Origin of the sequence: Arthrobacter sp. cf158 (assembly GCF_900106835.1) — a bacterium.
In the GTDB taxonomy this organism is placed as follows: Bacteria; Actinomycetota; Actinomycetes; order Actinomycetales; family Micrococcaceae; genus Arthrobacter.
The window spans coordinates 316,429-330,247 of the sequence record NZ_FNNR01000006.1; the positions used below are offsets into that span (position 1 = coordinate 316,429).

The 13,819-nt window shown below is 64.1% G+C and carries 13 protein-coding genes; 6 read left to right on the forward strand and 7 right to left on the reverse strand.

Features of this window, described 5'->3' with window-relative positions; genetic code table 11:
• Positions 1 to 84: 84 nt before the first annotated feature.
• Genes BLW08_RS14390 through BLW08_RS14400 form a run of 3 tightly spaced genes read right to left on the reverse strand, consistent with a single transcriptional unit; the run spans position 85 to position 2,274 of the window.
• Positions 85 to 489: a RidA family protein gene (locus BLW08_RS14390; RefSeq protein WP_090821916.1), complete on the reverse strand. Its 405-nt coding sequence runs from the start codon at positions 487 to 489 to the stop codon at positions 85 to 87.
• Entirely contained in the window at positions 486 to 1,292 is an 807-nt protein-coding gene (locus BLW08_RS14395; protein ID WP_091325896.1) for an IclR family transcriptional regulator, read from the reverse strand. Before BLW08_RS14395 ends, BLW08_RS14390 begins: the two co-directional genes overlap by 4 nt.
• Positions 1,252 to 2,274 carry a sugar kinase gene (locus BLW08_RS14400; protein ID WP_091325898.1) on the reverse strand — a complete coding sequence of 341 codons (1,023 nt, stop codon included), beginning with the start codon at positions 2,272 to 2,274 and terminating at the stop codon, positions 1,252 to 1,254. The genes BLW08_RS14395 and BLW08_RS14400 overlap by 41 nt, the downstream gene beginning before the upstream one ends.
• A gap of 177 nt (positions 2,275 to 2,451) precedes the next feature.
• Between BLW08_RS14400 and BLW08_RS14405 the strand changes: the two genes are divergently transcribed.
• Genes BLW08_RS14405 through BLW08_RS14420 form a run of 4 tightly spaced genes read left to right on the forward strand, consistent with a single transcriptional unit; the run spans position 2,452 to position 7,484 of the window.
• Positions 2,452 to 3,753 carry a type III PLP-dependent enzyme domain-containing protein gene (locus BLW08_RS14405; protein WP_091325901.1) on the forward strand — a complete coding sequence of 434 codons (1,302 nt, stop codon included), beginning with the start codon at positions 2,452 to 2,454 and terminating at the stop codon, positions 3,751 to 3,753.
• Positions 3,754 to 3,763: 10 nt separating this feature from the next.
• Positions 3,764 to 5,437, forward strand: a complete 1,674-nt coding sequence (locus tag BLW08_RS14410) for an N-acyl-D-amino-acid deacylase family protein (RefSeq protein ID WP_091325903.1) — start codon at positions 3,764 to 3,766, stop codon at positions 5,435 to 5,437.
• A complete protein-coding gene (locus tag BLW08_RS14415) occupies positions 5,434 to 6,069 on the forward strand; it encodes a bifunctional 4-hydroxy-2-oxoglutarate aldolase/2-dehydro-3-deoxy-phosphogluconate aldolase (RefSeq protein WP_091325905.1) in 636 nt (211 codons plus the stop codon). Before BLW08_RS14410 ends, BLW08_RS14415 begins: the two co-directional genes overlap by 4 nt.
• Before the next feature lie 23 nt (positions 6,070 to 6,092).
• Positions 6,093 to 7,484 (forward strand): GntP family permease, encoded by a 1,392-nt coding sequence (locus BLW08_RS14420; RefSeq protein WP_090821904.1) that lies wholly within the window; start codon positions 6,093 to 6,095, stop codon positions 7,482 to 7,484.
• A 309-nt stretch (positions 7,485 to 7,793) separates the two neighbouring features.
• On the opposite strand, the gene BLW08_RS14425 is transcribed toward BLW08_RS14420, so the two are convergent.
• From BLW08_RS14425 to BLW08_RS14435, 3 genes are read right to left on the reverse strand one after another with little or no spacing between them, the layout of a single operon-like run.
• Complete coding sequence (locus BLW08_RS14425) at positions 7,794 to 8,300, reverse strand: universal stress protein (protein WP_091325906.1); 507 nt, start codon at positions 8,298 to 8,300, stop codon at positions 7,794 to 7,796.
• A gap of 58 nt (positions 8,301 to 8,358) precedes the next feature.
• On the reverse strand, positions 8,359 to 8,700 hold the full coding sequence (locus BLW08_RS14430; RefSeq protein ID WP_090821900.1) for a CU044_2847 family protein: 342 nt from the start codon (positions 8,698 to 8,700) through the stop codon (positions 8,359 to 8,361).
• Positions 8,684 to 11,260: a CHAT domain-containing protein gene (locus tag BLW08_RS14435; RefSeq protein WP_091325908.1), complete on the reverse strand. Its 2,577-nt coding sequence runs from the start codon at positions 11,258 to 11,260 to the stop codon at positions 8,684 to 8,686. Before BLW08_RS14435 ends, BLW08_RS14430 begins: the two co-directional genes overlap by 17 nt.
• A gap of 167 nt (positions 11,261 to 11,427) precedes the next feature.
• On the opposite strand from BLW08_RS14435, the gene BLW08_RS14440 reads away from it, so the two are divergent.
• The gene (locus BLW08_RS14440) at positions 11,428 to 11,628 is read left to right on the forward strand and encodes a hypothetical protein (RefSeq protein WP_091325910.1); all 201 of its coding nucleotides are present in this window, start codon (positions 11,428 to 11,430) and stop codon (positions 11,626 to 11,628) included.
• Between the two features lie 49 nt (positions 11,629 to 11,677).
• Positions 11,678 to 12,436, forward strand: coding sequence for a LamG domain-containing protein (locus BLW08_RS14445; protein ID WP_217639247.1), 759 nt, complete (start codon positions 11,678 to 11,680; stop codon positions 12,434 to 12,436).
• A 12-nt stretch (positions 12,437 to 12,448) separates the two neighbouring features.
• On the opposite strand, the gene BLW08_RS14450 is transcribed toward BLW08_RS14445, so the two are convergent.
• The gene (locus tag BLW08_RS14450; RefSeq protein WP_091325913.1) at positions 12,449 to 13,654 is read right to left on the reverse strand and encodes a GGDEF domain-containing protein; all 1,206 of its coding nucleotides are present in this window, start codon (positions 13,652 to 13,654) and stop codon (positions 12,449 to 12,451) included.
• Between the last annotated feature and the right edge of the window lie 165 nt (positions 13,655 to 13,819).

Genomic DNA, 13,819 nt, shown 5'->3' on the forward strand with positions numbered 1-13,819 from the left:
CGGCGTTAGGTGAGAGAGGGTTCTCCGGGAAACGGCGTTAGGTGAGAGAGGGTTCTCCGGGAAACGGCGTTAGGTGAGAGAGGGTTACGCAGTCACGGCCAGGGCGTCGATCTCCACCAGCATGACCTCGTGCGGCAGGTCAACGAACACGGTGGTGCGGCTCGGGAGCAGACCGCTGGGGACGTTCTCGCGGATGAACTCACCGTAGACCTCGTTCATGGCGGCGAAATCGTCGCGGGTGGTGAGGTAGACGCGGAACATGAGGACGTCCTCAACGGAGGATCCGCCGGCTTCCAGGATGGCCTTCACGTTTTCCAGCGTGCGGCGGGTCTGGACTTTGACGTCGCCCTCGCCGATGTACTGGTTGGTGGCGGGGTCCATGGGGCCCTGGCCGGAAACCTGGAACATGCCACCCTTCTTGATGCCCTGGGAGAATACGTGCGCCGGGGCGGGGGCGTTTTCGGTCAGTACTACGGTCTTTTCACTCATGCTGAGTTCCTTTCGTGGCTGATCCAGCCGAGGTCGTTGGAGATGGCCTCGGTGCTGGCTTTGAGGTCGGGCAGCAGCTCAAGCAAGCCTTCATAGCTGAGCATCACTACCGGTACCGAACAAGAGGCTGCGGCTACAACGGCGCCGCTGGCGTCGCGGATGGGGGCCGCGATGCAGTGCACAAACGCTTCGTGCTCGGCATTGTCGTGGGCCCAGCCCTGGATCCTGACCTGTTCCAGCTCGGCCAGGAGGGCCTCCGGTGAGGTCAGGGTGTTCTCGGTAACTTTGATGTAGTCCAGCCCCGCCGCAATCTTTTCCTGCCGGCTGCGCGGCATGTCGGCGAGGAGGACTTTGGACACGGCGGCCGAGTGCAGCGATGCAGTGAGGCCGATGCGCGAGTACATACGGACCGGGTGGTGGGACTCGAACTTGTCGATGTACACCACCTCGCTTCCTTCGAACGCGGCCAAATGAACCGTATGCCCGGTGAGGCCGTTGAGCTCGGCAAGATGCGGGTGGGCCACCTTGCGGATGTCCCGCTGTTCCAGTGCCAGCGAGGACAGTTCGAAGAGCTTTGAGCCCAGCATGAACCGCTGGTCCTCGTCGCGCACCACAAAGCGCTTCTCCTCCATGGCGTGCAGGAGCCGCATCACGGTGGTCTTGTGCACCGCGGCCTTGGACGCGAGTTCGTCCAGGGTTGCGGGTTTGGCGGCAAGTTCGCCGAGTAGGTCGATGGCCCGCATGAGGCTCTGGCTCACGGTGTCACGCTCCGGTTCTGGTGTTGAATTGTCCGTCTTCAACATGAATAGCAGCCCAGGCGTCATCCGAAGAATCGAGGATGGCTGCGAGCTCGGCGGCGTCGGGCAAGGGGCCGCGGTCACCGTGAACGGTGAGCGTGCACGCAGCAGCGACGTGGCCCCGGCGCAGGCTCTCCTTTTGGCCGAGCCCGAACAGCATGCCGCTGAGGTACCCGGCGGCGAACGAGTCGCCAGCGCCAACGGGCTCGACGACGGCAACGGACAGTGCGGATACCTCTTCCCGGGTGCCGCTTGAGTCAGCCGTGCCGCGCGTCAGCGCAATGGCGCTGATGGCCTCGTTCTTGATGACCAGCACCTCGGGGTCCGGCATCATGCGGCGGAGCTCTGCCTCGTCGGTGGTGCCGAACGCGTGCTCGGCTTCGTCCTTTCCTACAAGCACGACGTCGGCCAGGTTCGCCAGGCGCTGCAGGACGGAACGATCCTGCCCTGCCCAGAGGGCTTCGCGCCAGTTGACGTCAAAGCTGATGGTCCGGCCGTTTCTTGGCTCAGTCAGGATGGCTTCCAGCAATGACAGGCACTCGGGGGACAACGCTGCGGTGATCCCACTCAGGTGGATCAGGGCAGCGTTTTCCAGCAGAGAAGATACGGCCGGATTGGCGAGCGTGGCCCGTCCCATGGCGGAGGCCGCAGATCCTTGCCGGTAGTACAAAACCGAACTGCCGCCGTCGGGGTCTGAACCCTGGGCGGGAACCTTCACGTAGAGGCCTGTGGGAAGGGAATGGTCAACCTCGACGCCGGAAACCCCTACGCCGTGATCGCGAAGGTCAGAAAGGATCCGTGTGCCGAAGCCGTCGTTGCCTACCCGGCTGACCCAGTGTGTGTCCAAACCCATGGCGGCCAGGCCCATGGCGACGTTCGACTCCGCGCCGCCGATCCCGAAGTGAAGCTCGGTGGCCAGGTGCAGCGGAACGGCGTGGACAGGGGTAAGCATGGCCATCGTTTCGCCCACGCATACAGCTGAAAGCATCGTTCTCCCACTAGTTCATGCGCTTCGCAGCGGCCTTGACTCTCAATCCGCCACCATGTTAGACATATCACCAGCAGGTTTGCAACCAGCGTTGCAAAATACGCAACGCAGCCAAAAGTCCCCATAAGCCCCCACAACGCAGCTTCAACAACGCAGCACCGCGAAGGGAACCAACGCGTGAATACTTCCGAAGCCATCTCGGCATCCGCCGTGGCGGACCTTGCCGATCGCCGGCTCGACTGGCGGCACAAGGCCGTGCCGGCCACCGAGAACGGGACCACCCACGCGGACTTCCTTGCCGCCAGGCACACGCTGGCCGACCTCCAGACCCCGCTGCTGACACTCGACGCCAACGCGCTCGCATCCAACGCCGATCGCTTGGCCGAGTGGTGCGCGGAACACGGTGTCCTGCTTGCCCCGCACGGCAAGACCACCATGGCCCCGCAGCTCTGGGCCGAGCAGCTCACCCGTGGCGCCTGGGGCATCACACTGGCCAACTTCGCGCAGCTGCGCGTGGCCCGCGAGTTCGGTGTACGGAACCTGCAGCTCGCCAACAGCCTCACGGACCCACACGCAATCCAGTGGGTGGCAGGCCAGCCCGCGGACACCACCACCCTGTCCTGGATCGACTCCCTGGGAACCGTGGATGTCATCAACCGGACACTTGACGGCAGCGACGCCGTACTGGATGTCCTGGTGGAACTCGGAGCCCATGGCGGACGGACCGGCGCCCGTGGCGTGGACGCTGCCATGGAGGTGGCACATGCCATTTCGGCCTCGCCGAACCTGCGGCTGGCAGGCGTCAGTGGCTATGAAGGCTCACTCGCACACACAGCGGACGACGCCGGACTGGCCGCCGTCCGTGGCTACCTCGCCCAGATGGGACTGCTGCACCAGAGGCTTCTCACCGAAGGCCTGTACGGCACGGATTCCGTGATCCTCACGGCCGGGGGAAGCGCCTACTTTGATGACGTCGTATCGGTTCTGTCGCCCTACATCAGCGCAGATTCGGAGGGTGGCCCCACCGTGGACCTCATGATCCGCAGCGGCGCCTACATCATCCACGACGACGGCTTCTACCGTGGAATCTCGCCGTTCTCCCGTGAAGGAGACCAGCCTTTCACGGCCGGAATGTACGGCTGGGCGCGCGTCGTTTCGCAGACCGAACCCGGCCTGGCCATCCTGGACGCCGGCAAGCGCGACCTCCCCTTCGACGAAGGGCTGCCCGAACCGCAGTTCATCGGCCCGGAGCTGGGCGGCGCCATGCAGCCTTTGGTTGGCGCTTGCATCACCTCGGTCAATGACCAGCACAGCTTCATGACCTTCGACGCCGACACCACTACGGTGAGCCCCGGCGATGTCGTGAGGCTGGGCTTGTCCCACCCGTGCACCGCGTTCGACAAATGGACCGTCATTCCGGTCCTCGCGGACACCAACGGCGACCAGACCGTCGTCGACCTTATCCATACTTTCTTCTAGGACCCCTGCCATGAAGATTCTCATCAGCAACGCCACCCTGGTGGATGGAACCGGAGCGGACCGCCGCAGCGCGGACGTCCTGCTGGACGGCCCGGTGATTGCCGCCGTCGTCGAGGCTGGTTCCCTCGCCGCTGGTTCCCTCACCGCTGGTTCCCTCACCGCAGAGGAAACCGGAGCGGACCGCATCATCGATGCCACGGGACTCGTCCTGAGCCCAGGGTTTATCGACATGCACGCACACTCGGACCTGCAACTGCTGGTCAACAGGGAGCACTACGCCAAGCTCAGCCAGGGAGTCACCACGGAATTGCTGGGCCAGGACGGATTGTCCTACGCCCCGGTGGATGACGCCACCTTGGCCGGTGTCCGGGAGAAGATCGCCGGCTGGAACGACAATCCGGCCGATTTCGACTGGAACTGGCGGACGGTGGGGGAATACTTCGACCGCCTGGACGCTGAGGAAGACGGCGGCCGCATCGCCACCAACGCCGCCTACCTCGTTCCCCAAGGAACCGTCCGGGCCATGGTGATGGGCTTCGCCGAAGGTGACCCCACGCCGGAGCAACAGCAGCAGATGCAGGACGTCATCCGCACGGCGATGGAGGAAGGTGCTGTGGGTATGTCCTCGGGCCTGACCTACACGCCGGGAATGTACGCGCAGACCGAGGAACTCGCCGGGCTCTGCAGCACCGTCGGGGAAATGGGCGGCTTTTATGCGCCGCACCACCGCTCCTACGGCAAAGGAGCGCTCGATGCTTACGCTGAGATGATCGGGCTGAGCCGCCAGACCGGCTGTGCCCTGCATCTCTCCCACGCCACCATGAACTTCGCGGAGAACAAGGGCCGCGCCGGTGAACTACTGGACCTGATCGACCACGCCTTGGAGCAGGGCGTGGACATCACCCTGGACACGTACCCGTATCTCCCGGGGGCCACCACCCTCAGCGCCATTCTCCCGAGCTGGGCCTCCTCCGGCGGAACCGAGGCCACGTTGGCCCGGCTGGCAGACCCGGAAACCAGGGCACGCATCCGGGAAGCCGTGGAGATCTACGGCTCAGACGGCTGCCACGGCGTGGTTGCGGAGTGGGACACCCTGGAAATCAGCGGAGTGCAGAACCCTGCGCTCGCAGGCTACGTGGGCAAGAGCATCAAGGACATTTCGGCCGAAACCAGGCAAGAACCCTTCGATGTCTTCGCGCACATCCTCACGGAGGATCGCCTCGGGACGGGCATCCTCCAGCACGTGGGCCACGAGGAAAACGTGCAGGCCATCATGAAGCACCGCACCCACACCGGCGGCAGCGACGGACTCCTGGTTGGCGCCAAGCCGCACCCCCGTGCTTGGGGCACGTTCCCGCGCTACCTCGGCCACTACTCCCGCGACCTCGGGCTGCTCAGCCTTGAGGAAACGGTCCATCACCTCAGCGGCCGTCCCGCCGCGCGACTCAAGCTCCACAAGAGGGGGCTGGTCCGCGAAGGCTACGCGGCCGACGTCGTGCTCTTTGATCCCGAAACCATTCGCGACGAAGCCACTTTTGAGAACCCCCGCCAAGCCGCCAGCGGCATCCAGTACGTCTTCGTCAACGGCACCGCAGCGATCGACGGCGGCAACCCCACCGGTGCGCGCGCCGGCCGTGCCTTGCGCCGACACAGTGACGGCCTTACCCGAGAAGGACAACAATGACCCCTGAACAGTTCCTCCAGCAGCTCGAAGCCGACCGCACCCTGGCCGTGGTCCGCGCCCCGTCCATCACCGACGCCGCGGATCTTTGCCGGGCCTTGGCCGACGGCGGCATCCGCAGCGTCGAGCTCACCTTCACCACCCCGGATGTGCTCAAGCATGTACAGCGTGCGGCGGAGACGGCAGCGGATCACGGTGCCGCCGTCGGAATCGGCACAGTGATGACCGCCGACCAAGCCCGCGCAGCGATCGACGCCGGTGCGCAGTTCCTGGTGACGCCGGGCCTCCGTCCGGAAGTTGCCGCCGTGGCCGTGGCTGCGGGGATCCCGTTCAGCCTCGGAGCCATGACCCCCACCGAGGTGGCGCAAGCCCTGGACCTGGGGTCCGCCGCCGTCAAGATTTTCCCCGCCCGGCAGCTCGGCCCGGCGTACCTGAAGGACTTGCAGGGCCCGTACCCGGGCATCCGCTTGCTGCCTTCGGGAGGCATCGACGCCTCCAACGCCAAGAGCTACCTCGACGCCGGTGCTGCCGCAGTCTGCTGCGGCACCAGCGTGGTCCCGCCCCCAGCAGTTGCTGCAGGCGACTGGGCAGACATCGCGGCACGTGCCGCCGCCTTCACCGGCACCCTCAAGTAGGACTCACCCAGAAAGAAACGCCCATGAATGAATTTCTCGAATGGCTGCGGCACGATACCGCCGGCCTGCTCCTCCTGGCAGGCGCAGGCATTGCCCTTCTGCTGTTCCTGATCATCAAGGTCAAGCTCGAACCGTTCATCGCCCTGGTGGGAACCGGTGTGATCGTGGCCCTGGTGGGTGGGATCTCCGTGGAGGCCTTGGTGGGCTCAGCCACCAAGAGCAGCGACGCCCTCATTGAGAAGGGTTTTGCCGGCATCCTCGGCCACATCACGGTGATCATCGGCCTCGGTACTGTCCTCGGCGCCATCCTTGAGCGATCCGGCGGCGCGGAAGTGCTGCTGGGAAGGCTTGTGAAGATCTTCGGGGAAAAGGGCACCCCCTTGGCCATGGGTATCACCGGCTTCGTGCTGGGTATCCCGGTGTTCTTCGACATCGGCATCTTCGTCCTGGCGCCGTTGGTCTATGTTGCCGCGATCCGTGGCGGCAAGTCGTTGGCCCTGTACGCGCTGCCGCTGCTGGCTGGTCTCTCCGTGACGCACGCCTTCCTTCCGCCGCACCCCGGCCCCGTTGCTGCAGCCGGGCTGTTCCACGTGGACCTGGGCTGGATCATCCTCATGGGCCTCATCTGCGGTATCCCGGCCTGGTTCGCTTCCGGTATTTTGTGGGGCACCTGGATCGGCAAGCGCGTCATGGTCTCCGTGCCCGAGGACCGGATTGTTCCCGAAGCGGACACTGCCAAGGGCAATGAGCCTTCCATCGGACTGGTACTGCTGGCTATCGGCCTGCCCATGATCCTCATCCTGGGCGGTACCTTCGGCAACATCTTCGCACCGGCCGGCCCGTTCCGGGACGTGCTCCAGTTCTTCGGCAACCCGGCCATCGCATTGACCGTTGCCGTGCTCCTGGCCATGTGGTTACTGGGCATCCGCCGCGGCATGACCTCCGCTGAGCTCAGCGAAATCACGGGCTCCTCGTTGCGTCCCGTAGGCATGATCCTGCTGGTTGTTGGTGCCGGTGCGTTCTTTGGCGCTGTCCTTTCCGCCACCGGTGTTGGCAAGGCTGTGGCGGACTCCCTGTCCCAAGCCGGCCTGCCGATCATCCTCTCGGCTTTCGTGATCAGTGCCGGCATGCGCATTGCGCAGGGCTCGGCCACCGTGGCAATCGTGACCACCGGCGGCATCCTGGCTCCCAGCCTGGCAACCGGCTACACCCAGCCGCAGCTCGCGTTGATCGTGGTGGCCATTTCCTCGGGCTCCATCATTGCCAGCCACGTGAACGATGGCGGATTCTGGATCATCTCCAAGTACTTCAACATGTCCGTCAAGGACACCCTGAAAACCTGGACCGTGCTGGAAACGGTGCTCTCCGTTGTGGGCTTCGGAATGGCGGCCCTGCTGTACACCTTCGTCAGATGAGCCTGTGGCACCCAGGCCGGGTGCCGGCGTCGTGAGTTACCCGTGGTGACCCTGTACCGCCACCACCTACTATGAAATCGAAACGGCCCCGACACGCCTTGCTCAAGGCGCGTCGGGGCCATTTTCGCGCCAAAGAGGGTGGGGACGGTACACGCCTGAACGGCCGCTTAAAACAAAGAGCTCCGGAGTGCGTTATTGGGGGATACGCACTCCGGAGCGGCCTTTGAGCAGGGGCTTTCGCTGACCTGCAGTAATTACTCTACGTTGCCCCGGGGCCCATTGCCACCACCTCGAATAAGTACTTTCGCTTTAGTTTTTATGAGCAGTGCCAGGCTTCTTTTTCTGCGGCACAATCAACACCGGCCGGCGCTGGTGATGGCTGAGCCACGCTGCCACCGAACCGTTCAACGCCTCCGAAATCCGATGCCCCAAACCGGGCTCGGGCGTACCCACAATGATCATGGAAGCGTTGATGTCCGACGCCAAACGGCCCAAGGCCCGGGCGGGATCGCCGGCCAGGAGCCGCAACGTCCAATCGGCCGTGCCGCCATCCATTGCTTCGCCGATCACCTTGCCAAGATCGTCGCGGACGGCTGCGACCTCCTCGTCGTCCTTATCCGGGTGCAGCGACATCCGGTGTGTCTCACGCGAGGGGTCCCACTCCACCAAATAGCTGGCCTCGTCCACGTAAGCACACACCAGCGGCACGCCCAGCTGCTCGGCCAAGGTCCGGGCGGTCTGAAGGACCTCCACATGCTGATCCGGCAGGACGCCGACCACCATGGGGATCCTTCCGCTGAAACTCTCCGCAGCCATACCCTTATTGTTGCGCCGCGGAGTGCCATTGAACAGGCTGTTTGGGGGCCACCACGGGTTAGCTTTCAGAAGGCTTGTTCCAGGTGAGCCGCACCTTGAAATTTGACGCAGTGCTCGCTGATGCAATGAAGGCGCCCGCCTCCGCGTGCAGGTCAATGCCGAACTCCACGCTCACCTCATCGGGCCGGTTTTCCAAGCTCAACAGTTCATCGATCACTCCCTGAACAGCGGGACGGACATGCGCCAGCGCCCGCTCAAAGGTCTGTTGGGCCCTTGCGAACACGCCGGAATGATCGCCTGCGTGATCGCCACCCCTGGTCACCAGGCTCCCCGCCGCGCTGGCGACCTCCACAACCACTGTGCCGCCGTCGTCCGTGGTGAACTCAACCAGCCGGCTCATGTTCCTGTCCCTTCTCCGACGACGCACGCAGGCGGCGGCCCGCCACCAGGAAACCGACACCCGCTGCGCACACAATCACAAGTTGCACCAAGGCAAAGTAGGCGTGGGTCCGGTACCAGGATTCAAGGAACGTGCCCTTGTCCTGGATCCACACCAACGGCACAGTCACGGTAGGCCAGAGCAGCAGCCATCCGTCAGCCCTCACGGATTGCGCACGCAAAGCCAGGACCCCAGCCCATAAACCCAGCGCAGCGTGGACAAAACTGGCCACCACCGCGGTCAATTCCACGGTGTAATTCAGTCCGGAGAGCCCAAAAACGGCCCCGGACACCACCACTCCCGCCATCACCAACCGCCCCATGACGGTCCGGTCCGGAAGGCCGGCCACCGCCAGCAACAGATACCCCAGCGGCGCCACCAAGCCGTAGACCACTCGCAGGGAGCCATCGCCGCCGCTCTCATACCAATAGTTCTCATCGAACCAGAGGAAGTAGATCGCGAAGCAGGTGCCCAGTCCGCCGGCCACGGCCAGCGCGGCACCGCCCCAGGCCAGCGGTGTCCAATTCAGGGGTTCCTGGCTGCGGCCTGTGCGCGGTACGGAAATATCAGGGCCCGACGCCGGAACCCGGGCAGGTGCCGGAGTTTGGGTTTTTGGCGTGGTGTCTTTCTGCGGCGGCCCAGCAGTCTCTGGCAACCTTTGTGGCGGGGCCGGAGCTGGGGCTGGTGGCGGGGACACAGACGTATAGAACCCCCTCGGTGCAGGCTCTGGTTCAGGTGCTTCTTCAGGCTTGGGCAATTCTTTAGGTGTGGCCTTCTCGATTTCCGCCAGCGCTGCGGTGGTGAGTCCGTCCGGGTCTGCTGCGTCCGGGTCCACTGATGCCAACTCCGCGGAGACGTCCAGCACTGCTTCCCAGGACCCCAGCGACGAGTGGTAGCGCAGTTCGCCCTGCAAATCGGAGACTCTTTGGCGGCGCTCGCAGTCCTGTTTTCGTGTGGCTGCCTCGGGGAATCCGGGATCGTCCTGAACTGCCGCGAACCCGTCGGCAGCGGCGAGCCAGTCACCGGCTTCTTCTGCTTCGAGTGCTTCGCGGTACGCCCGGGCCAGGTGCAGCCGGTTCCGGGCAGAGTCCCGCAACGCTGCCGCATCCCGGTATCCGGGCTCCAAGGTCAGAAGATCGTCCAGTAGCTCTGTGGCTTGCTCCAAGCGGTGGGCCCGCAGCTCCGCTGATGCCTGAACGTAGAGGGCACGCAGCTGGGCGCGTTTCATGGCTTGTTCGGCGCTGGCCCGGGTAGCACTGGTTAATTCGGCGCCGGCTTGGGCGGTGCCTGCCTGGGCGGGGCTTGCTGCACCCACCGGGGCTGCCGGTTGACCCGGCGTGGCTGGTACCGCCGCCTGCGCGCCCGAGGCTCCGGCCGGCGTCGCACCCTCACCGGCAGTTGAGGCCCGCGGCATGCCTTTCAGCGTGAACAGTTGGGTGGAACCGCCGCGGACGTACAAGGCGGGGGTCACCCACTCGAGTGTGCCGTCGGGGCTGGCCATCACGGAGATTCGGCCCACGCGGGCGGCCTCATCCACTGTGCGGCCGTTGGCGATCGCGGCGTAGAAACCGTGAGCGAAAGCGATGGCAGCGTAGTCGCTGATGGCGAACTGCATCGCGGCCACAGCCCCGATTCCGCTCCGCACCAGAGCTGATGCGGTCCCGGAGAAAAGGTCAGACTGCCCCATTTCACCGGAGGAGCACGAGTTCAGCACCACCAACCGCGGGCGGGGCGCGGCGACGCTGAGGAGGGCCATCAGGCGCACAGCGCGGACCATGGCGGCCCGGCCATCCGGCCCCACCAGCGCGATTCTGCCTTCGTCGGTCCGCGAGTCGTAGTCGCCGTGACCCACAAAATGCACCACATGCCACGGACCGGCCAGCAGCATGGACTGCACGTCGTCCCAGGTTCCACTCTTCGCCCAGACCAACTCCACCCGCCCTTCGGACACAGGACCGGCCAAAGCCCGGCTCAGGTGCTCTTTTTCCGCCTGAACGTCCAGGGCGGGGAGGTCGCGCGGCGAAGCGACGATGCCAAGGATGCGCAGCGGGGGAGCCACATCCAAAGGATTCTGGTTGTAATCCGGGGCCGGGACGTGCCTCAGCAGGGGTTCGGTTTGGCAGAGATAGGTTTCTGTTTCGGGGTCGAACAGGGTTTCCCACGGCATGGTGGCCAACTCCGGGGCGGCCAATCTCAGGACCACCCTGAGTTGCTGGCCGGCATGTTGGGCGGCGCCCAGGCTGGCCCGGTACGTTCCGTAGACCTCACGGGTGAACAAAGCCTGGAACAATTCCTGCCCAACCTCACGGACAACCATTTCTGCCACAGGCATGGTCCGCCGGGCCGCGACGGCGGAAGCCAGTACGGTGGCTTCCAGCTGGGGGAGCCGGTCCAGGATGCCATCCACGTCCAAGGTGAACGCCCCCGAAGCGTGACCTCCCGCCGGTGCACGGACCACGTGCACCGTGTATTCACCGCGTGCAGAGCCGGTGTCGATTTCCAGCTCGATGTCACAGTCCATCGCGGATCCCTTGTGCTTAGGGTCATTCCGGCTTGCGAACAGCACGCCTGAGTGCCCTTACGAATAGATTGGCCCTTCGTATCCCTGCTTACAAGGGTCTGTGGATGCCGGCCCTTGTAGACGCCTCCGCCCCGGCCTACGGTTAATCCGAGGGAAGGCGGTCCGCGATGGAAATCTTCATGTGGTGGCTGGATCTGCACTTGGACAGCAAAGAGTGGTTGCGTGAAAACCTGCGCGCCGAGGAGCTTCCGTTGCAGGTGCTGCAGCATATTGCCGAGGCCGGTGGCCCGCATCCGGACAAGGTCAGTGGCGTGCTGACCTTGGCCGATTGGGACTTCATCGAGACGCAGTCTGAGTTTGTGGACTGACGTCTGGTTTGTGGCTTCTCCGCGGCGGAGGCTCGTTTAGGCTTTGCTGGTGCCCACTTTTGACGAGCGCTTTGCCGGACCGGCCCTCAACCAGGATCTCTGGGTGGACCACTACCTGCCCCAGTGGACTGTGCCCGCCAGGTCCCAGGCCCGCTATGACTTTTCCAGTGCTGGATTGCGGTTGCGCATTGATGCGGACCAGCCTGCCTGGCGTGACGCCGACGGGTCCTTTCGGGTCAGCAACCTGCAAACGGGGACCTTCTCCGGACCGGCAGGCTCCACACGCGGAACGCACCGCCACCGCGTGGATGACCTGCTGGTGGTGACGCCGCAGCCAACCCGGCGGCTGTGGACACCGGTTGCCGGAGAGGTCCATGTCAACGCCAGTGCAACCGCGGATCCTAGCTGCATGCTGGCCATCTGGTTGGTGGGCTTTGAAGAGTCGGGCCCCGATGATTCCGGTGAACTCTGCGTGGCAGAGCTTTTTGGGGACAAGATTGGTCCGGGCGGTTCCACAGTTCGCGTCGGCATCAAAGCACACCATGATCCACGGCTGACCACAGACGTCAGGGATATCCACTTGCCCATGGACGCCACTGAACCACACAGCTACGGTGTCCGCTGGTCTGAAGCAGGTGTTGAGTTCATGGTGGACGGGCGGGTCATCATGGCCAGCCCACAGCGGCTCGTCTACGAACAACAGCTCATGATCGATCTCTTTGAGTTCCCCGCATCTGAAGACCGGGACCCTCAGCACTACCCGAAGACTTCCACGGTTCACTCTGTCAGGGGGACCAGCGCCGCCTAGCGTTCCAGCGGGCTAGGGGGTTATTTTGTCCACATCGGATTCCGCCTGCACAGGGTCAGCACCCACCACCCTGTTCCTGCCTTGGGCCTTGGCGCTGTACAGAGCAGCGTCCGCCACGTTGATCATGAAGGCCAGGTCCGGAGCTTCCACGCCGGTGGAGGTGACACCGTAGCTCACGGTCGGGAATGGTTGGCCATCCGGAGCCTCCATGGCAGAGAGACGGCTACTGATTTCAGAAGCGATGGCTTCTGCCCGTTGCTGGGTGGCTCCCGGCAGGAAGAGGATGAACTCTTCGCCGCCATACCTGCCCACAAGGTCCGTTGTCCGGACCGAGGAAGTGCAGGCAACTGCGAAAGCCCGGAGGGCGGCGTCACCGGCGGAATGCCCATGCTCGTCATTGACGGCCTTGAAATTGTCCAAATCAGCCAGGATCAGGGCCGCACCTCGATCCGATGCTGGCCGAACAAGGTGCCGTGCGGCAAGGTCCAGGAAAGCTCCCCTGTTCAGCAGCCCGGTCAGGTGGTCGCGCTCGGCACGCTCCTTGAGCCGCCTGATCAGCTGTTTGTTGCTGAGCGTGTTCATGGTGGAGGACACGGAAACCAGGAGCATCAAGTGCATCAGGGCTGCCGGTGCGTAACCAAAGAAGGTGCGGAAGACTTCTCCGTCCGGCCCCTCGATGGCGTAGGTAGCCGTCCGGAACAAGTAGTAGACCGCGGTGACTGCCGCGGTAACGGACAAGAACTTGGTGATCCTCGAGCGGGCGGGCCGGGCAAACCAGAGTTCTGTTGCGGCCAGAGTGATGGCCAGTGTGGTGAGGGCCAGGTAAACCAATCCGCCTGACCATACATTCGAATCCGGCCCGTCCAGCACCGCGGCCAGGGCACTGAGCAACGATCCCGGCAGCAGCAGCCAGGGGCTGGCCCGCCGGTCCCGCAGTGTTCGTGCGCCTGCCCAGACACAGAAGGCGCCGGCCACAACCAGTGCTTTGCCGACGGGATTCGCCCAGATTTGGAGGCTGGTGCCGTTCAACAGAAAGGCGGCATTGCCCACGAAGAAGAGGCAAAGGGCTGCCCGCCACCAACCGGCGTAGGGCGAGCGTTTGCGTTGGGATGAGAGGTAGGAGATGACGATCAGGGTCAGGGTAACCAGCCCGAGGACCATCCTTACGGAAAATGGGTCCAGGACAATTGTTCCCTCTTGCAATGCGGCTGTAACCACGGCGCAGTCCCGCTACTGGCCGGAGTCCGCGGAACTTTCACTCACTGTTTTCAATGCCTGTCATCCCCGTAATTCATCTCATCCCCCGGATCTGTTGTCGCGAACCGTATTCGGCCGCAAAGCCAACAGTCAAGCATGTTTTGTGACTTTAGTGAATAGGTAGGA